This is a genomic window from Clostridium bowmanii (assembly GCF_018861315.1).
In the GTDB taxonomy this organism is placed as follows: Bacteria; Bacillota; Clostridia; order Clostridiales; family Clostridiaceae; genus Clostridium_AD; species Clostridium_AD bowmanii.
Map to the genome: position 1 here is coordinate 58,924 of NZ_JAHLDL010000022.1, position 23,161 is coordinate 82,084.

26 protein-coding genes and 1 pseudogene are annotated in these 23,161 nt (G+C 32.0%); 8 read left to right on the forward strand and 19 right to left on the reverse strand.

From position 1 onward, the window contains the following. Positions 1–209: 209 nt before the first annotated feature. Both KPL51_RS15000 and KPL51_RS15005 read right to left on the reverse strand, forming a co-directional pair. Positions 210–1,499 (reverse strand): alpha-amylase family glycosyl hydrolase, encoded by a 1,290-nt coding sequence (locus KPL51_RS15000; RefSeq protein ID WP_216163174.1) that lies wholly within the window; start codon positions 1,497–1,499, stop codon positions 210–212. Positions 1,500–1,684: 185 nt separating this feature from the next. Continuing rightward, positions 1,685–2,251, reverse strand: a complete 567-nt coding sequence (locus KPL51_RS15005) for a glycerol-3-phosphate responsive antiterminator (RefSeq protein ID WP_216163176.1) — start codon at positions 2,249–2,251, stop codon at positions 1,685–1,687. 416 nt (positions 2,252–2,667) lie between these two features. Between KPL51_RS15005 and KPL51_RS15010 the strand changes: the two genes are divergently transcribed. The 5 genes from KPL51_RS15010 (at position 2,668) to KPL51_RS15030 (ending at position 8,222) form a co-directional block, all read left to right on the forward strand. Beyond that, positions 2,668–4,107 (forward strand): NAD(P)/FAD-dependent oxidoreductase, encoded by a 1,440-nt coding sequence (locus KPL51_RS15010; RefSeq protein ID WP_216163225.1) that lies wholly within the window; start codon positions 2,668–2,670, stop codon positions 4,105–4,107. 15 nt (positions 4,108–4,122) lie between these two features. Next, the gene (locus KPL51_RS15015; protein ID WP_216163178.1) at positions 4,123–5,382 is read left to right on the forward strand and encodes an NAD(P)/FAD-dependent oxidoreductase; all 1,260 of its coding nucleotides are present in this window, start codon (positions 4,123–4,125) and stop codon (positions 5,380–5,382) included. A 6-nt stretch (positions 5,383–5,388) separates the two neighbouring features. Beyond that, positions 5,389–5,754 carry a DUF1667 domain-containing protein gene (locus KPL51_RS15020; protein ID WP_216163180.1) on the forward strand — a complete coding sequence of 122 codons (366 nt, stop codon included), beginning with the start codon at positions 5,389–5,391 and terminating at the stop codon, positions 5,752–5,754. Between the two features lie 192 nt (positions 5,755–5,946). Further along, entirely contained in the window at positions 5,947–7,440 is a 1,494-nt protein-coding gene (gene glpK, locus KPL51_RS15025) for a glycerol kinase GlpK (RefSeq protein ID WP_216163182.1), read from the forward strand. Between the two features lie 77 nt (positions 7,441–7,517). Beyond that, positions 7,518–8,222 carry an MIP/aquaporin family protein gene (locus tag KPL51_RS15030; protein ID WP_216163184.1) on the forward strand — a complete coding sequence of 235 codons (705 nt, stop codon included), beginning with the start codon at positions 7,518–7,520 and terminating at the stop codon, positions 8,220–8,222. A 171-nt stretch (positions 8,223–8,393) separates the two neighbouring features. Here the strand turns inward: KPL51_RS15030 and KPL51_RS15035 are convergent, their stop codons facing one another. The 4 genes from KPL51_RS15035 to KPL51_RS15050 form a co-directional block, all read right to left on the reverse strand. Then, the gene (locus tag KPL51_RS15035) at positions 8,394–9,047 is read right to left on the reverse strand and encodes a (Fe-S)-binding protein (protein ID WP_216163186.1); all 654 of its coding nucleotides are present in this window, start codon (positions 9,045–9,047) and stop codon (positions 8,394–8,396) included. Between the two features lie 29 nt (positions 9,048–9,076). Continuing rightward, positions 9,077–10,504, reverse strand: a complete 1,428-nt coding sequence (locus tag KPL51_RS15040) for an alpha-amylase (RefSeq protein ID WP_216163188.1) — start codon at positions 10,502–10,504, stop codon at positions 9,077–9,079. A gap of 84 nt (positions 10,505–10,588) precedes the next feature. After that, positions 10,589–10,912: a gamma-glutamylcyclotransferase family protein gene (locus KPL51_RS15045; protein WP_216163191.1), complete on the reverse strand. Its 324-nt coding sequence runs from the start codon at positions 10,910–10,912 to the stop codon at positions 10,589–10,591. A gap of 251 nt (positions 10,913–11,163) precedes the next feature. Next, positions 11,164–11,607, reverse strand: a complete 444-nt coding sequence (locus KPL51_RS15050) for a tellurite resistance TerB family protein (protein ID WP_216163192.1) — start codon at positions 11,605–11,607, stop codon at positions 11,164–11,166. A gap of 212 nt (positions 11,608–11,819) precedes the next feature. On the opposite strand from KPL51_RS15050, the gene KPL51_RS15055 reads away from it, so the two are divergent. Further along, on the forward strand, positions 11,820–12,524 hold the full coding sequence (locus KPL51_RS15055; RefSeq protein ID WP_216163194.1) for an FTR1 family protein: 705 nt from the start codon (positions 11,820–11,822) through the stop codon (positions 12,522–12,524). A gap of 62 nt (positions 12,525–12,586) precedes the next feature. On the opposite strand, the gene KPL51_RS23575 is transcribed toward KPL51_RS15055, so the two are convergent. The 8 genes and pseudogenes from KPL51_RS23575 to KPL51_RS24335 form a co-directional block, all read right to left on the reverse strand. Continuing rightward, a complete protein-coding gene (locus KPL51_RS23575) occupies positions 12,587–13,243 on the reverse strand; it encodes a sensor histidine kinase (protein WP_224854298.1) in 657 nt (218 codons plus the stop codon). A gap of 164 nt (positions 13,244–13,407) precedes the next feature. Continuing rightward, positions 13,408–13,740 (reverse strand): hypothetical protein, encoded by a 333-nt coding sequence (locus KPL51_RS23580; RefSeq protein ID WP_224854295.1) that lies wholly within the window; start codon positions 13,738–13,740, stop codon positions 13,408–13,410. An 80-nt stretch (positions 13,741–13,820) separates the two neighbouring features. Next, positions 13,821–14,072 (reverse strand): winged helix-turn-helix domain-containing protein, encoded by a 252-nt coding sequence (locus KPL51_RS15065; RefSeq protein ID WP_312888674.1) that lies wholly within the window; start codon positions 14,070–14,072, stop codon positions 13,821–13,823. A gap of 78 nt (positions 14,073–14,150) precedes the next feature. Beyond that, entirely contained in the window at positions 14,151–15,812 is a 1,662-nt protein-coding gene (locus KPL51_RS15070) for a hypothetical protein (protein WP_216163198.1), read from the reverse strand. A gap of 2 nt (positions 15,813–15,814) precedes the next feature. Beyond that, positions 15,815–16,558 carry an ABC transporter ATP-binding protein gene (locus KPL51_RS15075; protein ID WP_376770095.1) on the reverse strand — a complete coding sequence of 248 codons (744 nt, stop codon included), beginning with the start codon at positions 16,556–16,558 and terminating at the stop codon, positions 15,815–15,817. Positions 16,559–16,690: 132 nt separating this feature from the next. After that, positions 16,691–16,885 carry a helix-turn-helix transcriptional regulator gene (locus KPL51_RS15080; RefSeq protein WP_216163202.1) on the reverse strand — a complete coding sequence of 65 codons (195 nt, stop codon included), beginning with the start codon at positions 16,883–16,885 and terminating at the stop codon, positions 16,691–16,693. After that, on the reverse strand, positions 16,875–17,090 hold the full coding sequence (locus KPL51_RS15085) for a hypothetical protein (RefSeq protein ID WP_216163204.1): 216 nt from the start codon (positions 17,088–17,090) through the stop codon (positions 16,875–16,877). Before KPL51_RS15085 ends, KPL51_RS15080 begins: the two co-directional genes overlap by 11 nt. A 102-nt stretch (positions 17,091–17,192) precedes the next feature. Next, positions 17,193–17,345: pseudogene (locus KPL51_RS24335) on the reverse strand (amino acid ABC transporter ATP-binding protein); the annotation flags it as partial. Between the two features lie 148 nt (positions 17,346–17,493). On the opposite strand from KPL51_RS24335, the gene KPL51_RS15090 reads away from it, so the two are divergent. Continuing rightward, positions 17,494–17,796 carry a GTP-binding protein gene (locus tag KPL51_RS15090; protein ID WP_216163206.1) on the forward strand — a complete coding sequence of 101 codons (303 nt, stop codon included), beginning with the start codon at positions 17,494–17,496 and terminating at the stop codon, positions 17,794–17,796. Positions 17,797–17,845: 49 nt separating this feature from the next. On the opposite strand, the gene KPL51_RS15095 is transcribed toward KPL51_RS15090, so the two are convergent. The 3 genes from KPL51_RS15095 to KPL51_RS15105 are packed head-to-tail and all read right to left on the reverse strand — an operon-like array spanning position 17,846 to position 20,441. Beyond that, positions 17,846–18,688: a metal ABC transporter permease gene (locus tag KPL51_RS15095; RefSeq protein ID WP_216163208.1), complete on the reverse strand. Its 843-nt coding sequence runs from the start codon at positions 18,686–18,688 to the stop codon at positions 17,846–17,848. Then, the gene (locus KPL51_RS15100) at positions 18,688–19,530 is read right to left on the reverse strand and encodes a metal ABC transporter ATP-binding protein (protein WP_376770094.1); all 843 of its coding nucleotides are present in this window, start codon (positions 19,528–19,530) and stop codon (positions 18,688–18,690) included. The genes KPL51_RS15095 and KPL51_RS15100 overlap by 1 nt, the downstream gene beginning before the upstream one ends. Beyond that, positions 19,527–20,441, reverse strand: coding sequence for a metal ABC transporter substrate-binding protein (locus tag KPL51_RS15105; protein WP_216163210.1), 915 nt, complete (start codon positions 20,439–20,441; stop codon positions 19,527–19,529). The genes KPL51_RS15100 and KPL51_RS15105 overlap by 4 nt, the downstream gene beginning before the upstream one ends. Positions 20,442–20,666: 225 nt before the next feature. On the opposite strand from KPL51_RS15105, the gene KPL51_RS15110 reads away from it, so the two are divergent. Then, a complete protein-coding gene (locus KPL51_RS15110; RefSeq protein ID WP_216163212.1) occupies positions 20,667–21,866 on the forward strand; it encodes a hypothetical protein in 1,200 nt (399 codons plus the stop codon). Between the two features lie 73 nt (positions 21,867–21,939). On the opposite strand, the gene KPL51_RS15115 is transcribed toward KPL51_RS15110, so the two are convergent. Further along, the gene (locus tag KPL51_RS15115) at positions 21,940–22,755 is read right to left on the reverse strand and encodes a Cof-type HAD-IIB family hydrolase (RefSeq protein WP_216163214.1); all 816 of its coding nucleotides are present in this window, start codon (positions 22,753–22,755) and stop codon (positions 21,940–21,942) included. Positions 22,756–23,014: 259 nt separating this feature from the next. Next, on the reverse strand, positions 23,015–23,137 hold the full coding sequence (locus KPL51_RS15120) for a hypothetical protein (RefSeq protein ID WP_446681737.1): 123 nt from the start codon (positions 23,135–23,137) through the stop codon (positions 23,015–23,017). Positions 23,138–23,161 lie beyond the last annotated feature (24 nt).

Sequence of the window (23,161 nt, forward strand, 5' to 3'; positions counted from 1 at the left end):
ATAATAAATTAATGATTTTAAATTTACCCAAATGTTTATTTATCTTGCAAACGATTTTATCGTTCTGTGCAACCGTTTGCTTAACTTTATTTTACTATTAGTTTCTTTATATGTCAAACAGTTTTTTGAAAATTATTTTTGATAATTGAAATATTTATATTTATACTTTCAAAGGAGCCATTAAACACTATTTCCTCCTTCATCCCCCCCTAAATTTCAAAAATTATTATCTTATTTTCAAGGACTAATTTACCCTGAGCAACTGTAGTAACTGTGCCATCTGTAAGATTTCTATATTTACCATCAGCTACATTTATGATTATCTCTCCCTGCTCCTTACCTACATTAAATATTCCTACAAGTTTTCTATTTTTAAGCTTGTAAGATGATAAAATAACATCTTTATCCTGAACCGTATAGATTTCATAAAAGCCCTTAGCCATAATTTCTCTTTTTTTTATTTCTCCAAGAGTTTTTAATAAATCTACAAAGTCTTTTTTTATAGAATGTAAATTTATTTTATCTACATCAAAAAGACTTGGTGTGTGTTTTTCCTCTGCCTCCTGTCCTGCATATAAAAGTGTACATCCCTTTTGGAAATATAGAAATCCTGTCCAAATCCTTAATGTTTCTTCATCTGGAATAAGCTCTTTTGCTCTAGGCTGATCATGATTTTCTAGAAACCTTAACTTAACATAATTATCTGGATAAGTTGATTCTTGAATAGAAACTCTATCTATATATTGTTTTAATGAATTTTTTCCGCTTAAATATCCTAAGTACTCAACGTTCACATCATAATCGTAGGCCATATCAAAGGCCTGGTATATTTCACTATCAGATAGCCCTACAAACCCATTTTTTCTCATAGTTAGAATGAATTCCGGATGAACACTCTCTGAAAGCCATATGATATTTTCATTAATTTTTGCTACTTCTGCTCTTGCACTTAGCCAAAATTCTAGTGGTACAAGTGGAGCCACATCACATCTAAATCCATCTACCCCAATGGTTGTCCAATATTTCAAGGTCTCAATTTGGTAATCCCACAACTTCATATTGTTATAATCAAGGTCTACTACATCTGTCCACTCTCCAACCTTGTTTCCCATTAAACCATTTGTTTTTTTATAAAAGAACTCTGGATGATTTTCTACAAGCCAAGAATCTGGAGAAGTATGATTATAAACTACATCTATTATACATTTCATTCCTAGAGAGTGTATCTTCATAAGTAAACTCTTAAATTCTTCTAAACTTCCATACTCAGGGTTTACTTCCCTATAGTTTTTTATTGCATAAGGGCAACCAATTTCACCTTTTTTATTTTTAATTCCAATAGGATGAATAGGCATTAGCCATATAATATCAGTTCCTAAACACTTTATTCTTTCTAAATCCTCTTCAACATTCTTAAATGTTCCATTAATTCCATGATTTCTGACGTACACAGAGTACATTACCTTGTTTCTCAAAGACACCCTTGTATTAATAGCCATAAAACACCTCTTTCTATTATTATTGTTTCCTATCTTTTATCACTTTTTATTCTTTTGTGCAAACGAATGCATAAAATGTAAAAGAATAAGGAACAACGGTTTCAAATTTATTATACTTGAAATCGTTATTCCCTTCAACAGACAAATAAGTAAGAACAACACTAGAAGTTAGTTTTTTTCTACTCCTAAGATAAATTCCATAATTCACGATTTGTTGTTGAAATAGCCATAGCGCCTGCACCTAGTGAATCCATTACATCCCGCTTAGTTTGAATAAGCCCTCCAGCAATAATTGGAACTCTCACTTGATTTTCCATGCTTTTAATAATCCTACTTGCAACACCAGGCATAACCTCTACTGCATCCGGAAGTACCGCTTGTATATTTTTTATTCCTGTCATTAGAGAAAGTGCATCCACTACGAATATTCTCTGTATTACACAAAAATTTAGTTTTTTCCCGTTTTTTATATTTGTTGCCTTTGTAGTTATAATCCCATAAGGAGCTCCACATTGCTTTATAAAAAGCATCCCTGTATGGTCTCCCTTTAATCCTTCTATTAAATCCACGTGAACAAATACTACTTTGCCTGCCGCTTTAAGCTTTTCACATATATCCTTTAGATTTATTATGCTTCCATACAATACAAACACAACAAGAACATTACTAGAAATTACTTTTTCTAAATCTTCATCATTTCTTATGGCTCCAATAACTGGGTTCTCTATTAGTAATTGATCTAGTTTTCTCAATGTGTATCCTCCAAAAATTTATTTTAGTCAATTTAAATTAAAAAATACAATACCACCTTATTATGGTTGTATTATGTTGAGATATTTCAAATAAATTAATTTTATCACAGTGTTATTTCTCTTTCAAGTTATTTTATCTATTTATTCTTATACAAATACATAAAAATAATTCTTTCATTATAAGGAACATTATAGAGAACATTTAAAGCAAAAAAATTATTTTAAATATGTTTATATAAATTGATATATAAATTCTTTATTTAGGTTTATAAGGATTAGGTCTTGCAATCGTTTAATCATTATGTTAATATTAAGTTAAATAATTTAGAGGCGAAGAGAAGAGAGCCTTGATTTTTAGGTATTTTTATACCTATTTTTCAAGGTTCTCTTTTTATTTGCGTTTAGGAGGTAATATGATGTTTGATGTAACTATTATTGGAGCTGGTATTGTGGGATGCTCAATATCAAGAGAGCTATCTAAATATAATATAAAAACCTGTGTACTTGAAAAATCTAGTGATGTGGGTTCTGGAACATCAAAGGCAAATAGTGCTATTGTCCATGCAGGGCATGATGCAAGTCCAAGTACTTTGAAGGGGAAATTAAATGCTATAGGTAATGCAATGTATACAGAACTTGCAAAAGAATTAGATTTCCCATTTAAGAGAAATGGATCATTGGTTCTGTGCTTTGATAAGGAGAATCTAGTGGATCTGGATAATTTACTTCATCAAGGAGAAAAAAATGGAGTGCCCGATTTAGTTATTTTGAGTGGTGATCAAGTTAGAGAAATGGAACCTAATGTAACTAAAGCCTGTGTTGGTGCCTTATATGCTCCAACTGGAGGAATTGTTTGTCCATATGAAATGACTATTGCTATGGCTGAAAATGCATACACCAATGGAGTAAAATTTGAATTTGAAACCGCAGTAACTTCCATTGAAAAAAATAAAGATAGCTATGTTATAAAAACAAATAAAGGTGATTTTGAAACAAAAATAGTCATAAATGCAGCTGGTTTATTCTCAGATGAAATTAATAATATGGTGAGCCAGCACAAGTTTAAGATACTTCCAAAACGAGGAGAATACGTTTTATTTGATAAAGCTGTGGGAGATTTAGTAACAAAAACTATTTTTCAACTTCCAACTAAACTTGGAAAAGGTGTATTAGTTACTCCTACTGTAGACGGCAATCTTCTAATTGGACCTGATGCTGTAGATTCAAAAGGCAAAGATGATCTTAATACAACCAAGGAAGGTATTGATGATATTTTATTGAATGCGCAGTTAAGTCTTCAAGAGCCGCTTCCCATGAATATGGTAATAACTTCATTTGCAGGTAACAGAGCAAAAACTAAAGGAAATGATTTTATAATTGGCGAAGCCTCAGATGCTGAAAATTTTATTAATGTAGCATCAATTGATTCTCCAGGTTTAACTAGTGCTCCAAGTATTGCCGTAATGGTAGTGGATATAGTAAAAGAAAAATTATCACCTGAAAAAAATGTTGGATTCAACCCTATACGACAAGGTATAAGAAAATTTAGAGAAATGTCAAACGAGGAACGAAAAGAAATAATTAAAAAAATACCTGAATACGGAAAAATTATTTGCAGGTGTGAAACTGTAACAGAAGGTGAAATTTTAGATTCAATAAGAAGACCTCTTGGAGCAAAAACACTTGATGGAGTTAAAAGGCGTACAAGAGCAGGAATGGGTAGATGCCAATCTGGTTTTTGCGCTACAAGAGTTGTAGACATTCTTTCAAAAGAACTTAATATACCTCGCTCCGCTGTTACAAAATCAGGTGGGGATTCTATTTTATTAACTGGCAAGAACAAAGAATCACTATAAATTGGAGGAATATATATGCAAGAATACGATTTAATCATAATTGGTGGAGGTCCAGCAGGACTTGCAGCTGCAGTTTCTGCGAAGGATAAAGGAATAAACAGCATTTTAATTATAGAAAGAGATAATCAATTAGGTGGTATCCTCAATCAATGTATTCATAATGGTTTTGGTCTTCATACATTTAAGGAAGAGTTAACCGGTCCTGAATATTCAAAACGATTTATTGATAAGGTTATTGCTCTTGATATTGAGTATAAGCTAGATACTATGGTTTTAGATGTAAATGATAATAAGCAAGTAACTGCTGTAAATACAGCAGACGGTATTCTTGAGCTTCAGGCAAAAGCAATTATACTTGCAATGGGCTGTCGTGAAAGACCAAGAGGAGCTTTAAATATACCAGGTGCAAGATGCTCAGGTATTTATACAGCAGGAACAGCTCAAAAATATGTTAATATGGAAGGCTTAATGCCTGGTAAAGAAGTAGTAATACTTGGTTCAGGAGATATTGGTCTTATAATGGCAAGGAGAATGACCTTGGAGGGTGCGAAAGTAAAAGCTTGTGTAGAACTTATGCCCCATTCAAGTGGACTTAAGAGAAATATTGTACAGTGCTTAGATGATTTTAATATTCCATTAAAATTAAGTCACACTATAACAAATATAGTTGGACATGATAGACTTTGCGGTGTTACTATAGCACAAGTAGATGAAAACAGAAAACCAATTAAAGGCACTGAAGAATATATTACTTGCGATACACTACTATTATCTGTTGGACTTCTACCAGAAAACGAACTTTCTAGAAAAGCAAATGTTAAACTTTCTAGAGTTACTGGAGGCCCTGAGGTTGATGAAAGTATGCAAACAAGCATTCCTGGGATATTTACCTGTGGTAATGTGCTTCACGTTCACGATTTAGTAGATAATGTAACCACTGAAAGCTACACTGCTGGTAAAAATGCAGCAGATTATATAAATGGGATTCATCATGTGGGAACAGGAGTTGAAGTTTTTGCAACAGATGGAGTTAGATACACTGTACCAAAGACTATCAATGCTGAAAATATTGGAGACGGAATAGATGTTAGATTTAGGGTTGGCGAAGTCTATAAAAACTCTTATATATCTGTTTACTTTGATGATGTACGTGAAATGCATTTAAAGAAGAAGATCCTTACCCCAGGTGAGATGGAAAGTGTTAAATTGACTAAAGCAATTTTTAATAAATATAGTGGATGCAAGAAAATTACTATAAAAGTAGAAAAGGAGTAATAAATTATGAGTACCAGAGAATTGACATGCATAGGCTGTCCAATGGGTTGTGCTCTTATAGTAGAGCTTGATGGTGATAAAGTTATAAGTGTAAAAGGAAGTAGTTGTAAAATTGGTGAAAATTATGGCAAGAAGGAATGTACTAATCCAACAAGAGTTGTTACGTCCTCTGTTTTAGTTACCGGTGGAAAAAGTGAGATACTTTCTGTAAAAACAGAAAAAGATATTCCAAAAGATCTGATTTATGAGTGTGTAGGAGCATTAAAAAATATTGTAATAAAAGCTCCCGTCCATATAGGTGATGTAGTATTAGCAAACGTACTTAACACAGGAGTAAATATTATAGCTACTAAGGATATTGAAAAAGCATAGACCTGGTGCCACTCACATGGCAAGTGGCAAGTTGGACAAGTATAGTGCCAGCAAGTGGTAAATGATAAGTGATATATTTTAGATTGCTAGTTATATAATGATAAATTCATGGTATTAACAAATTTAATACCATGTTTCTATAAGCATCAAGTAAACGGTTACTAATAAATTTAAGAAGGAGTGTAAAAAATTATGGCTAAGTATGTAATGGCACTAGACCAAGGAACAACAAGTTCAAGATGTATTTTGTTTAACAAAGAAGGACTAATTGTAAGTGTCGCTCAAAAGGAATTTACACAAATTTTTCCTAAAGCTGGTTGGGTTGAGCATGATCCTATGGAAATTTGGGCTACTCAATTAGGTATGGCTCAAGAAGCTATGGCTAAGATTGATGCAACAGCAGAAGATATATCTGCTATTGGTATCACAAATCAAAGAGAAACTACAGTAGTTTGGGATAAAAATACTGGTATTCCAGTATACAATGCAATAGTTTGGCAGTGTAGAAGAACAGCCGGTACTTGTGATGAATTAAAAGCTACTGGTTTTGATAAAGTGGTAAGAGCCAAAACAGGACTTATACTAGATGCTTATTTCTCCGCAACAAAAGTACAATGGATACTTGATAATGTTTCTGGTGCCAGAGCAGAGGCCGAAAAAGGCAACTTAATATTTGGTACTATTGATACTTGGCTTATTTGGAAATTAACAAGAGGAGAAGTTCATGTAACGGATTATACCAATGCATCTAGAACAATGCTCTACAACATTCATGAATTAAAATGGGACGATGAAATACTTAAAACTTTAAATATACCTAAATCAATGCTTGCTGATGTAAAACCATCAAGTTATGTTTATGGACATACTGATAGTTCAATATTTGGTTCTCCTATAGCAATAGCTGGCGCAGCAGGCGATCAACAAGCAGCATTATTTGGACAAACTTGTTATGAAGCAGGAACAGCTAAAAATACTTATGGTACTGGTTGTTTCTTGTTAATGAACACTGGTGAAAAAGCAGTTGAATCTCATAATGGATTGCTTACAACTATTGCCTATGGTATAAATGGTAAAGTTAATTATGCTCTTGAAGGCAGTGTATTTGTTGCAGGAGCAACTATTCAATGGTTAAGAGATGAACTTCGAATGATAAAGACTGCCCCTGAATCAGAAGAATATGCTACTGCTGTTGAAGACACAGATGGTGTATATATGGTACCAGCCTTCGTTGGACTTGGAGCTCCATATTGGGATCCTTATGCAAGAGGAACAATAGTAGGTTTAACTCGTGGAACTAAGAAAGAACACTTTATAAGAGCAGCTCTTGAATCTTTAGCTTATCAGACAAATGATGTATTAAAAGCTATGCAAGAAGATTCAGGTATAACACTTAAAGCCTTAAAGGTTGATGGTGGTGCTTGTGCTAATAACTTCTTAATGCAATTCCAGTCAGATATATTAGATGTTCAAGTTGATAGACCAGAAGTAATTGAAACAACAGCACTCGGCGCTGCATATTTAGCAGGACTTGCAGTTGGGTATTGGAAAGATCAAGAAGAAGTTGCAAAGAATTGGGCACTTTCTAGATCCTTTGAATCAAAAATGGAAGAAGAAAAGAGAGTAAAGCTATTAAAAGGTTGGCATAAAGCTGTTGGAAGATCAAGAGACTGGGAAGAAAAATAATTAAACGTATTTAAGAGAGTAAAATGTATCTTACATTTTACTTCTCTACAAAATAAATTATATGGGGGTATAATAATATGTTAGTGTATTATGCAGAGTTTTTTGGAACAATGTTACTTATTCTTCTTGGTGATGGGGTAGTTGCAAATGTAGTTCTAAATAAAACAAAAGGAAATAATTCTGGATGGATAGTTATTTGTTTTGGTTGGGCATTTGCTGTTGGTGTTCCAGCTTATATCTTTACAGTAAGCGGAGCTTCTTTCAATCCCGCACTTACTTTAGCCCTAGCTGTAATCGGTAAATTATCCTGGTCAGTAGTGCCTGGTTATATCGTAGCTGAGATGCTTGGAGCTATAGTAGGTGGAGTCCTTGTTTGGTTAATGTATTATCCTCATTGGGCAGTTACTGATGACAAAGCAGGAAAACTTGCTGTATTCTGTACAGCACCCGCAATTAGAAATACACCATGGAACTTTTTATCAGAATTTATAGGCACATTTGTATTAGTGTTTACATTACTAGGCGTTGCTCAAACAAAATCATCTCCTGGATTTGGGCCACTTATCGCTGCATTTATTATTTTAGTAATAGGTTTATCTTTAGGTGGAACAACTGGATATGCTATTAATCCTGCCAGAGATTTAGGACCAAGAATAGCTCATGCTATTTGTCCTATAGCCGGCAAAGGTGGAAATGATTGGGGATATGCTTGGATACCAGTAGTAGCTCCAATTTGCGGAGGCATCGTAGGTGCGCTAGCAGTTGTTGCTCTCTTTGGTTAAATTACAATTTGAATTTTATTAAGTGAAATAATCCACGTTCTTTATTTAAAGTACGTGGATATGCATTACATCTAAAATTTTTAACAAAAGCTGGAGCCTCCATGAAATTGGAGGCTTTATCTTTTATATTGCATCATCGAAGATGATGATTAACAGCATCAAAGATGATAATTAATGTTCCTTTATAAAATCATTAATCTGTCCATGCCACTCATCTGGTTCAAAAATACCAGGGATTGTATCCTCTCCAAATAAGAGATCTACTAAATATCTTGGTTTTTTGCCGCCAATATACATTGATTTAGAACAAGAAACACAATAAACAACAACGTCTTCAGCTGGCATCTCTCCAGCACGTTTTTTCATTTGCTCTTTAACTTGCTTTACAGGAATAACACCATAAAAACTATCTCCACAACAAGTACCCTTTGTTCTTGTTTTTTCTGGCTCCACCACAACAATATTCATTCTTTTTAATAACAATCTTACTGAATTATGGACTCTCTCCTGATCCCTTGTAGGACATGCATCTAAGATAGCCATTTCTTTTCCTTTATAATCCACGAATGGGAATGTTTTGCTATTTGCTAATACCTCCCACAGTGAAATTGTTGTTATCCCTTCATAGAGTTCTCTATATCGCCTATCACAACCAGCACAGGTATTTATTATTTGTGTCCCCTTATTCAACTTTGGTTCATGTCTACAGCAAATTAGATATTCATCTATATTACCTAAATCACTATTTAAAAAATTCAGTACTTTTTTCCCTAGTTCTGGTTTGTAAATCATCAAGGCGCAACCAGGTGCGAATACTTTTTTCATAATACTAACCTACCAATCTTTTAAAATTTTTAAACCATACACCAAACCGAATATGAATTACCATTAACTTTGAAATCACCATTCCCATCCTCAGCTATTTTAATTTCTCCTTGGACATTACCAGTTATATCTACAAAGTTCTTGCCTGAAAGTTTTTCAGAAACGAACATCTTAATGCATCCATCATCATTTCCATTAGAAATTAAGGCAGCTAGTCCATCTTCTCTTGTCCATCCTACAACATGTGCATCATCAAAATAATCATGCTGCACACCATAAGCGAAATCTTTTCTAGCTTTTAATAATTTATCTAGTTCATCTTTTAGTGGAGCTATATTATTATTTGGTATGCCATAATAATCACCAAAAAAAACGTTTGGTACTCCTTCTTGCCTTGTCAAAATAAAAGTATATGCCTGTAAACTAAAGGATTTATCTACAAAGGACTCAAGGGACTGCCCAGGCTGAGTATCATGATTATTCACAAAAGTCACTGAATTTTCAGGCTTACAACTTATTAAGGTATTTGACTTTAAAGACCTCAAATCATAGTTTCCCTTTTCCTTTGCTGCTGAAAAAAAGTTATAATGAAGAGGTACATCAAAGATATTAAACGCATGGCAGGTTTCCTCAACATACTTTTTTAAAACATTAGTATCACCACTCCAATATTCGCCTACAGTAAATAGCTCTTTTTTTGTAATAGTTCTAAGATCGTTTATCAATCTAGTGAAAAATTCATAATCTATATGTTTTACTGCATCTAATCTAAATCCGTCAAGGTTTGCTATTTCTATGTACCATAATGCCCACTTTAAGAGTTCTTCATATACCACAGGTGAACTAACATCTACATCAGTAAGCATAAGATAATCATAGTTCCCATTTTCTGAATCTACATCTTGGTCCCATCCCTTACCTATTCCAGTAAATTCAAATATAGCACTTTCTTTTTTATTCTCATCCCAATCTACACCATTAAAATGTTCCCAATTCCACTTAAAGTCGGAGTACTTATTATTTCTTCCTGGAAAGTTAAACTTAGTCCATGCTTTTATATCATATTCATCAGAAATTTTATTGTTTCTATTGGCTGGGTCTACTTTAACTACCTTTACCCATTCGGTGTCGTCTGCTCCCCCTTTCTGATTAAGTACAATATCTGCTAGTATCTCAATGTTATTTTTGTGAGCCTCTGCTATTGCTTCTATATATTGATCTTTTGTGCCATATTTAGTTCTCACAGCTCCCTTTTGATCAAATTCCCCAAGATCATATAGGTCATAAACACCATAACCAGTATCATTAATGCCACCGCCACCTTTATATGCCGGAGGAAGCCAAAGAGTGTTTATACCCACATCGCTTAACTGCTTACAATGTTCTTTCAAAAAATTCCAGTGCCCTCCATCTGAGGGCAAATACCATTCAAAAAACTGCATTATAGTTTTATTCACAAAGTCATCTCCTACTCATATTTCATGTATCTTATTATAAGCTCATGCATTTCACTTTAATCCACACTATTCCAAATACATTCATTAAAGAACTTTTTTTATTACTCCCCAAGGTTGGTTTTCATAACTAACCTTAACTTTTCCTGAAACACTTTGATTATAAACATAAGCATAAGCTTCTCGAGACTCATTTTTATCATTAACTACTCTAATTAACTCTCTTATATATAAGCTTCCCTCACCCTCAAGTATATCTAGATTATTTAATATATGTTTATCGATAACATAAAGCTGACCTTTAACTTTATTATTTTCACTGTGAATTATGGCAGGATAATTACCTAAATCGTATAACTCAAAACTTTCAGCTATAAAATCACCCGCAAATTTAGCCTCTGATAAGAACATTTAGTTATTATTTCCACTCATAAGGGTACCATATACAAAAACCATTACTGCTTCAGATAATTCATCTACAGCTTCCTTTATTTTAGTAATGTATTCCTCTAAACCACTTCAAAACTTATCTACCATGTTCCACACCTCCATAAATTGATATTTTTAATAGGCTAATCAGATTATACCACTTTAAATACCACTCTTACGAAGAAAAAAGTCACAATATTATATATATTGAGACTTTTTATACATATTTATTATTAAATCTGAAAATCAGCTGAATTCACCCCAAGAACTGTGCACATTTCTTTAACTAAAGCAATTTCATCTTTATCAAAATTCCCATCTGCAGCACCTATAGAACAGCACACTGATACTAATGTTTTTGCTGCATCTGATTTACTCTTCATTTTACTAATTGATTTCATAGCTTCAGCTTTTCCAACATTGTAATCAAATGCAAACATATCTGCATAATGATTGAACCTAGTTAAAATATCGTTTAATTTAAATACCTTTAATGAATCATTAAGATTAATATACCCAACCATCTTTTGCTTTTCTTCAGAACTTATATTTCCGTCAGCACTTGCAATAAGTGCACAGCCCGCTGCTACTGCTTCCATAAAATCTTTATTCGCAAATTGCTTAACTCCCGCTTCCGCTTTACCCTTTTGTTCTTTTAACCAATCACCAATTCCCATATTTAACACTCCTTTAAATTTTAGTATATTAATAGCAATGCTACCTTATCTCAGCCCAAATTACAACCCATATACTTATTTATTAAATTTACACCACATTTATAATAATATTTATTTAAAAAGGGACTTATAACTAGGTGTCTCATAGTTCAAATTATGCATATTATGTATAGTAGACAAGTCTACAATTGCAGATTAGGAGGTGATTTACGATGTTAGCTCCTTTTATAATATGCTTAAGAGAAGGTATAGAAATTTTCTTAGTTATTATTCCCCTAGTAGTTTATTTTAACAAAAATAAATTATATAATATGACTAAGAGTTCTTTATTAGGCGGAGCTTTAGGAACGTTTATTGCGACTATAACCGCTTTAATAATGTTCTCACAAACTTCGGTATTAAACGGTCCTGCTGGCGAATTATTTGATGGATTGCTTGGGATAGTATTAGCTGCTTTAATATTATACAGTATAGTGCTTTTAAGGAAAAATAAATCTTTTAGCACCCTTCCAAATCAACAATTTGTTTCGCTTAGTCAAAAAGGAGTATTTATTCTTGCTGCTGTAACATGCTTTAGAGAATTGTTAGAAGCAACCTTATTTATTTTAACTAGCCCAGATGGCTCTCCACTATTAGTGACAGGCTCATCTATATTAGGTTTAGCTACTGCAGCCTTAGTTGTTTATCTAGTATCTAGAGGCATTTCTAATCTTAATATAGGCTTAGTATTTTATATACTAAATTTATTCTTAGTAGCACTTGGAGCATACTACTTGGGTGATGGATTAGAAGTATTGTTTGGTAGCTATATTCCTGACATTTTCAAATTAGGTGTACTTGTATACACAATTCCTAGTTATTTCATAATGTTAAAATATGATTTAAAGAGATATATAAACTCAAATAAAATAAAATAAAATAAAGGAAGGAGGTCGCAAACAAATTTATAGTTGTCTGCGACCTTCTTTAACTATAACTTTTATGATATAAACGTAATAATAAATTTGGTTCCTACACCAATTTCACTTCGCACATCAATCATCCCATTATGTGCTTCAATTATTGATTTTGATAGTGCCAGGCCTATTCCAATGGATTCACTTTTCTTTGATGCTTTTGCTTTGTAAAACCGCTTAAATATATTAGGCAAATCAACCTCACTTATCCCTTCCCCGGTATCTTTTATTATAATTCTTGTATACAGTGGGTTTTCTAAAAGTTCCAAATCTATGGTTCCACCCGCAGGTGTATGCTCTATTCCATTTTTAATAATATTAATAAGTGCTTCTTCGAGCCACAATCTATCATGATGAAAAACTATTTCTCCATTTTCTTTAAAAGTAATAACAACCTCTGCATCATATGCCTTGATCTCTAGTGCATCTATTGCATCTTGCACCGTTTCATTTAAGCTTTGTTTTTCTTTAACAATTTCTATAGCTTTAGCATCTAATTTAGCTAACTTAAGTAAGTTTTTTATAAGCCAGTTCATCTTTTCTAGCTGATTTTGATTATTTAATAAAAAGGCTTCCCTTTGATTTTGAGGCAACTGCTTTGTAACCATAATATCGTTGTATAAAATCACGGATGAAAGTGGAGTTTTTAGTTGATGAGATATATCTGATAATAAATCCACAAGAAACTGCTTTTCACGCCGTAGATCACTTAAATTACTCCTTATAATTTCCCTCATAAAATTAAAAGAAATTGCTAGTTTTGAAAAATCGCCTTCTTAATGCTCATTAATAGCTATATCATAATCGCCATCAACTACCTTTTTTGCTGCATTTGTCAATCTCCTTATTCTTTTATAAAAATAGCCCTACTTACATAGGGGAAAAGTGAATCCTCTAACTCCTCGGTTAACCCATATTGCTTTAAGAAAGCACTTCCATGTGTAGCTTCTTCCTTAGAAACTTCCTTTGTAATAAGTGGTATAATTTCCTTTTCAATTTGAGGGTTTTTTTCAACTACTCTTGCAGCAATAGCTCCTAAACTTTTTATATAGTCAGCCTTCAAATTATCATTATGGGATTTTAAAAACAAAACTGTAATAATTAAAAATAGTGTCATTACAAACAAAAGTACCGAAGTACTTATTTTCAGTTCAGAATTAATGAAATATCTTTTCATACCAATCTACTCCTTAATTATCACCGCGGTGACGTCATCTTCTTCTAATCTAGTTCATCAGTTTTGAAGTTATTTATCACCTAGGGTGCTACAACATCCTTATTCCACTTATACCCTAGTCCACGTTTATTAACAATGTACTGTGGTTTCCTTGGATTGTCTTCTATTTTGCCTCTTATTCTCTTTATATAAACAGATAGTGTGTTTTCATCAAAAAAAGGGTCTTCACCTTCTAATAATTCACACAGTATCTCATCCCTCTTCATTAAAACATTAGGTCTATTCATAAATATTAATAAAAGCTTATATTCTTGTGCTGTGAGATTTATAATATCGCCATTTTTTCGAACTGTCCCTACTACGTGGCAAGTGGCAAGTTAATGTTCCTGTAACCTCATATATTATCCCCTTTACATATTTACATCCTTCCAACTTACCTTAAAACTAATTTTCCAAAGAATTATATTAACTATTAAAAGCACCACCGCATAAATGGAAACAAACATCATATTATTTCTAATAAAAAAATGGATTCCTGCAAAAGCACCAAGTATTACTATTGTAATTATGGATGGCCCTATAAGCTTTCCACTATCTGCCACAGCAAACTTTACACTAAAGGGCATTTCCTTATTGGATACTCTAAAATACACTAAGGATACTATTAAAAGCACTAAAAGCATTACTATTAAATCTATAATTATTGAGGGACCTTTAAGTATTAAAAACACTATAGCCTCTAATAAATAGAGCGGTATTATTAGCTTGAATATAGTTCCTTTTACTGCTCCTTTTAATATTACTCCTGGATTTTCTATGGGTAATACCTTGTAGATGTAAGCACCCTTATAACTATCACTATTATTTATAAAGGCTGTACAAAAGCATAGCAGGAATATACTTACATACATTAACAAATGAACTTTACCACCAAAGCCAGTTTGAATATTATCCATAATGGATTTATCACCTCTATCCATGAACATAAATAGGATTGGCACAAATACAGCCATTGCCAGTGTTGGGTACACCTTAAGTTTCAAATTCCTTTCTGTAGCTATCATGTTTTGAGTAAATTTAAACATACTCCTTTCAATCTTATCTCTGCAAACTAATGATGCTATAAATTCTTTTCTATTTTCACTTCGCTTACTTACATTTTCCCCATTTTCGTTTAATTTTTGAAGGTTCTTTTCGAAATAAGGCACTACCCCTTTAATATAAACCGTAATTAACAAAATCGGACCTACTATTGCAAGTACACATAAAAGCATTAAAAAAGGTTGTTTATTACCATCAATGTATATTCCAAAGGGCGCTGCAAACCACATAGATGGAAGTAGTGCATGCCAAAATTTTGGTACATATTCAATATTAATACTTTGCATATTAAAAACCCTAATCATTAGCTGATATCCAAAGGCAAACACAAAAGCTAATAATATTTGAAAATAGTTGATTATATCCTTTAGTTTTTCTCCATCAAAAAACTTCAAAACTAAAGTGTATAATAAAGCTGTTAAGGCTATAACTAACATTACTGAAAGTATATTTTCTACGCTAAATATCAAAAAAAACACGGGTCCATAGTTTATTGTACCAAGAACTAGTGGAATCAAATTTAATGACAGTGATAACCCCATTAAATATATAAATATATGAGTAGTCTTTGCTGCATTAAACGTCTTACTATCAATAGGTTTCGGCAGCAATATATTTTTTTCTTTTACATCTAGTAAAACTGCTGAAAAATCAGATATCATAAGAGACACCATCATAAATAAATTTATACCTATAACAATATTTGTTGCTATCATAGAGGACATATTACCCATCATTATGAGTCCAATGAAAATGCTCATAAATCCGTTAATTTTAAGTAAAGATAAATAATTGTTCTTTTCCTCTGTGTCATCTGTTTTTTTATTATTTGCCATAACAGTACTTACTCTACGGCCATCCATGGTTAGTTTTATTTGCAGTATCATTCTCATGGTCTTATAATCAACACCTGATTTTTTATATGCTGATTGGAATTTATCTAATATTTTAAGTACGGTGAAATTCTTCATAATTACACCTCGCACACCAAAGAAACAAATTCTTTGGCAATCTTTGCATGCTCATTAAAGCCTGTTAGCTGATTGAATATTTCTTCAAGTGAACCTTCCTTTTGATTATTATTAAGCTCCTCAAAACTTCCGTCTGCTACTACTTGACCATCATTTAACAGTAATATTCTATCACTTACTTTCTCAACAACATCCATTATATGCGAAGAATAAAATATAGTTTTTCCGTTATTTGCAAGAGAACGCATAACCTCCTTAAACACCATTACACTATTAGCATCTAAACCACTTAAAGGCTCATCAAAAAATAATATTTCTGGATTATGAATTAAACTACATATTATAAGTAACTTTTGCTTCATACCTTTTGAATATGAGGATATTCTAGAGTTTATAACACCCTCCATTCCAAATAATCCCATTAGCTTTTTTGCTTTCTCAATAAGCTTTTCCTCTTCTAATCCATATATTTCACCTAAAAAAGCTATATACTCATAAGCAGTTAAATTTTCATATATATCTGCAAGCTCTGGAACATAACCTATTTTCTTTTTATATTCTACACTTCCATTACTTATATCTTGTCCTAATATTTCAACTTTTCCTGTATATCCGTCGAGTATCCCAAGCATTATTTTTATAGTAGTACTTTTTCCAGCACCATTAGTCCCTATGTATCCTATTATCTGGCCTCTAGGTATCTCAAGATTTATTCCCTTGAGCACCTTTTTACTGCCATAGCTCATTTGTAAATCCACAATTGATATTATACTTTCTGAGTTTCCCACCTTGCCCATCTCCTCGAATGTATTATTTCTTCCATATCTTAGTATAACATAAACAGGTGCCCGCCACGAGGCAAGTGCTTGCCTTTCATTTTAACTGTCAAGTATAAATAATTCATCCACTGTAGTTTTTAATAACTTCGCAAGTTTCATGGCAAGTTCCAGAGTGGGATTATACTTTTCATTTTCAATGGCATTTATGGTTTGCCTCGTAACACCCAGTTCAGTTGCCATATCCTCTTGTCTAAATCCAAATTCTTTTCTTAATTGTCTTATATTATTTTTCATCTTTGCAGAGTTTCCATTTTAAAAACGATTGAATTGAAATTAAGACAAGTCCCTGCGTTATTAAAAGAAAATTTACTATTCCTAATTTTCCTGTATGTATATAATCATAGATATCCCAAATCACTAAAAATACAATTATATATATCCAAGCCGCTTTTATGGCTATCCTGCTGATAGTCATTTCCATCTCATCTATTTTTTTCACAAAATCACTCCCATATTAAACCGTAATGTAAAATTCTTTTTACATTACAATTTTAGCATTATTCCTGTAAAAATGTCAAATCCTTTTTACATATATTTTTCGTACTTTTTCTAATATATCCATAGCTATTTCTTTTGATTGAGTTTTATTAATTTCCTTTACTGTAATTAACGGTTCCATTATATTTTCTATGGCTGTTTTATTTTTAAATAAATTATAACTTTGGTAAACCATAGATGTACATTTTCTTAATTCTTTAGTTACTACTATACATTACTACTATACTTTCACTGTTAAGCTTGTAATTTTAAAAATATAATATTATAATGGAACAGAAATTTAGGTGCACAGGGTTTGCATTTAGATTTTTCGGTAAAAAATCTTATTCTTGAAGGCACATAAATTGAAAACAAAAATCGACATAATTTCAGGGTTTTTAGGTTCTGGAAAAACTACTTTAATAAAAAAGCTACTGAAAGAAAAATTACATAGCGAAAATATAGTTATAATTGAAAATGAGTTCGGTGAAATTGAAACCGCCATCCAAGAGATTGTAGCAACTTATAATCCAGATAGGATAATTATAGAACCATCTGGAGTTGCAAAACTTTCAGATATAATTAAAGCCTGCAACACAATTAAATTAAAACATCTAATAGAAATTAATATGGTTATAACTCTTGTAGACGTAATTTGTTTAATATAACCGAATAGATGGAAATTAAAAAAGGAGCCTTAGCTCCTTTTTTTAATTTCTATGAGTAAATTTTTATTTTCATAAAAAATGTAATTGCAAAAAACACTGAAGAAATCAGTACCATAGTAGCACCAGATGCAGATCCTAAGAAATATGATAGAATAAGTCCTGATATCCCTGAAATTAGAGCAATTGCTATGGAATATACATGATATTGCCTCATATTACTAGAAATATTTCTTGCGGCTGCGGCCGGAAGCACCAGCATTGAACTTATAATTAGAACACCTACCCATTGAATTGATATTGTTACGATAACTGCAACAGTAATTGTGAACAAATTCTCATAAAAATCAACATTAACACCTCTGCTCCTAGCTAATAATGGATTTACACTTACTAATAGAAGTTTATTAAAAGAAATTACCCAAATAATAACCACAACTACAAATATAATTGGAAGTATTATCAAATCAATTTTGCTAATACTTAACAAATCACCTATAAGATAAACCGAATATTTTGTAAACCCGCCCCCAAATGATAGCATCACAACACCAAGTGCAACTGCTGTAGATGAAAAAACACCTATTATAGTATCCGTTGAAGATGTATTTACATTTTTAACCTTAGTTATTACAACCGCAAGCAGAAGTGAAAATGCCAGCATAGACCATATTGGATTTTTTATACCTAAAATCACCCCAATTGCTATTCCCGTGAGAGCTGAATGTCCCAGTGCATCTGCAAAAAAAGCCATTTTATTATTTACAACCATGGTACCAAGTAAACCAAACATAGGTGTAACCAATAAAACCCCTAATAACGCATTTTTCATAAATGTATAATGAGCCCAATCAAAGGGAAGTAGAAAATCTACAATATTATACCATATAGACATTATTCAACCTCCCTGTCATTTTTGTTTACCATAACCTTATTCCAATCCACACCAAACACATCAATCACTTTCTCATCACTAAATACTTCCTCTGCCGTACCACAACATTCAATGGTTTTATTATTAATAAATGCAATGCGATCAGCATATTGGGATACCAAATGTAGATCATGAGAAACTAAAATAATAGATAAATCATATTCTTTTCTTAGATTTGATACTGTTTTATAAAATAATTTTAGACCATTTTGATCAATACCCGATACTGGCTCATCTAGTAATAATATATCTGGTATAGGTTGAAGAGCTAAAGCAAGAAGCACCCTTTGCAATTCGCCACCTGACAATACCCCTAAGCGCTTATCTATAAGATGTTCTCCCTGAACCAATGATAAACTTTCAAGAGCCTTTTGTCTTACATCTTTTGAAATAGAAAACCAAATAGGTCTGCTGCTAGATGTAGCCGCAAACATATCGATAACACTTACAGGTGAACTATTGTCAAAATCAAGTTTCTGAGGAACATACCCCATTTTAGGATTACTTATACTTTTTTTATTTCCGCTAGCAAAAGTAATATGTCCCGAATGCTGGATTCCACCCAATAAAGCTTTTAATAGTGTACTCTTACCTGCACCATTTGCTCCTATTAAAGCAGTCAAATCACCACAATGAATGTGGAGATTGACATCTTTTAATATTTGTGTTTTTCCAATAGTGACACCAAAGTCTTTTATTTTTGTGCAACATAAACCACAGCTGCATTTTTTACAATTTAAATTTTTGATATTAGAACTATTCATAATTTTATTACCACTTGTCATTTTATTACTATTTATCATTTTAAAGCCTCTTGCAATACTTTTAAATTACTATCCATGATATTAATATAAGCATCTGCTTCCATAGGACCTGTAACAACTGGATCAAGAGTATAAACTTTTGATCCTGTTTCTTTTGCAATAGTTTCAGCAGATTTGGCAGGGTACTGTGGCTCTGCAAACAATGCTTTTACTTTTAGTTTTTTCACTTGCTCTACTGATTCTTGTAATTCTTTTGCACTTGGTGCAGAACCAGGTTCACGTTCAATAACTCCAACTATGTTTAGATTAAATTCCTTTGCAAAGTATGGAAATGCTTCGTGAAAAGTAACTATGTCGCGATTTGGCATAGTATCTAATACCTTATGCATTTTATCTCTTTGAGCCTCAAGTTTCACTACGTATTCGGCAGTATTTGATTTGTACTTTTGTGAATTTTTAGGATCTGCTATAGCTAACTGTTCTCCAATATTTTTCACTTGAGTAATTGCATTAGAAATACTTACCCATAAATGAGGATTATCTCCCTCGTCGCCTTCACCCTTAATAAGTTGTATTCCAGTACTTGAATCAATCACTTTAAGATTCGGCATTTGTTTTGTTACCTTATCCATAAATGATTCCATTCCAGCGCCATTAGTTACAAACACCTGTGCAGCATCTAGTGTTTTCATATCATCAGTAGTAATAGAATAATCATGAAGGCATCCTGTCATTGGTTTTGTCATATCAATAACTTTTACATTAGGGACATCCTTTGCCACATTTAATGAAAATATATACATAGGATAAAAGGAAGCTGCAACTGTCAATTCTTTATTTTTATCGCCAGCATCTGATGATGCCTTATTACTCTTTTGTGACGTACATCCGCTAAAAACTACTACAGATACAAGAATTAATGATGTTATTTTAGCAATAATATTTTTCATTTTTTTTCACCCTTTCGTCAAATGCAAATGATTTGCATTTAAGTATCTTTTACATTATAATATGGCTTAGAAGAAATTGCAACCCTAATTTTTGATTTAAGCATCAATATTTAACACAGTAATTTGTGTATTATCAGTGATTATACTATAATAGATTGATTGAGCTTATTTTATAAAATTAATAATAAGCATTATATATATAAACGTCTTGTTGGGAGGGCTAACATGGATATTGAATCTGTAATAAAGCAAATAAATCAAATAGGTGAAGATACAAAAGATAAATTTGCTCCTTTTCAAGTATTAAAAACCTTTAAAAGCGGAAGATCTGAGGCCGGAGTATTTATGGTCGAATATGGCAGTGCTAATAGGGTAGGTATTTTAAAGGTAACTAAAAGCAATGAAGGAAAAGTATTTAAAAATGCCTATGAACTAGCTTCAAAAAATAATATGCAAAAGTATATTGCCAAACTCCTATCTAGTTATAAAATTCAAGGTAAAAATAAAGCTACCTTATATGTTAATTTATATGATTTAGCAGGCGATGATATATATAATAGTGAAACATTTTTAGATAAAGTTTTAAATGAAGATGAACTTAAAGATAATATTGTATCAGCGATAACCAAGTTTTTATTTACTTGGAACAAAGAACATGTTAAAAAGAACATGTCTCCAATGGATATAATTAAAAATGAACTTTCCTATAGATATATGGATAGTAAATATATACAGGCTTTTGAATCCATAGGGGTAGACAAAAGTATAAAGTGGATATCATTAGATGGAACGGACATTTTACTACCTAATCCATATTATTATTTTAATAATGATAATGTTTGGAATAATTTAAAAGTAATTTGTCTTACTTCATATGCACATGGAGATTTTCAAGGAGATAATATTATACTCACTGAAAATAAGCCAGTTATAATTGATTTTTGTGACCTTCTGGAAGATTGTAACGTTTTCCATGATTTAAGATATCTTGAGTCCATAACCCTTGGAGATTGTTTAGAAATTGATAAGGAATCAGATAGAGAATTATGGAGTAAGGTATGTGAAAGTTCAAGTGGTGGTATAACAGAAATAGAGCTTCCTACTGGAAAAGGAATGAGTCTTTTAAGACGGCTTATAAATAAGCTTCGTGAAAATGTTAAGTTAATTGTTTGTGATAGTCGTAACAGCTTATACGATCCTTCATTTCATCTAGCAGGCACAGCTTGTGGATTAATTAATTTGAGAAAATATACAAGTGTAAATAAGAAAAAGGCAGCTTTTATATATACGGCCTTTAATTTGAAAAATTTTCTAAAGGATGAAGCAGTTAATATGTATGATCCTAAATTAAATTCATGTATGGTTTTTAATTGGAAAAATCAAAACCTTGGAAATGACTTGGTGGTTTTAGAGCCAACTACTTAATACAAAAAGGGAACAACAGAAATTGAATATAGATTTCGGCTGTTCCCTTTATGTTATGATGCTCTTAATGTATTCATATACTAAGAACTTCTCTTAGTGCCTTAGCAACTCCATCTTCATCATTTGAAACTGTTACCAAATCCACTATATCTTTTACAGCCTGTTCTGCATTTCCAACTGCAATGGAATAGCCTGCGTACTTAAGCATACTTATATCGTTATGATTATCACCTATAGCAATAATTTCTTCTCTTTTAATTTTAAGTATCTCTGCTAAATTCTTTAATGCATTGCCTTTAGTTACTCCCGTGGCCATAATATCCAGTAAATTTGAGGATGATTTAATTGCCTCAATGCCAGGAATTTTATTTATTTCACCTTTAACGCGTTCAAGAAGCTTCAAATCATCATTTGAAACTAAAATTTTAAATATTTTTTCATCTATGTCTGTATATATATTGCTAACTATTTTTATAGCTACCTTTTCGTCTTCACTTAAAATCTTATTACGCTGTATAAAATACTTTATTCTTCCTTCTGTACTTTCACTATAAACTGTATACTCACAATACACAGAAAAAATAAGATTATTTGCTTTACAAATATCTATAACTTTTATGAAATTCTCTGTTTCCATAATCTGTGCATAATAGAACTCACCTTTACTAACATTTCTAACTAATGCACCATTACAAGAGATAACTGGGTTATTATTTCCTATCTGTTTCAAATAGGGTTTAATCATAGTATCCAATCTTCCAGTAGCTATAGAAAATAAAATTCCCCTTTCATTTAACTCCTTGACGATTTTTAAATTTTCCTCAGATATTTCATCTTTACTATTTAAAAAAGTACCATCCATATCAGTAACTACTAGTTTATAACTCATATTAATCTCCCACCTATATATTATTTTTAAAGTTCCATCAGCTTATTTTTTCTGACCATAATACGCATTGTACCATGTTTTCTCAGAAAATGCTTGTTCAGAAGATTACTGTGAACCTCACATGATTGAAATCACGTGCTTCTAAGATCACTCTTAAAATTTCCCACATCGACGTCCTCGTAACCTACTAACTCCATGGGCGTTATATTTAGGATAAGTTCCTACCCTACATTTCCTCTATATGAATTTTTATAATTTATTAAATAACCATTTCTAATCCTAATTCGTTTATTCCCTGTTTAAAAATATTTTTTAATGCATTTTCATCCCTATCATGAATGCTTTTACACTCTTCACAATTCCATTTTCTTATAGACAGCAGCTTAACCTTCTTATTTACTGCTCC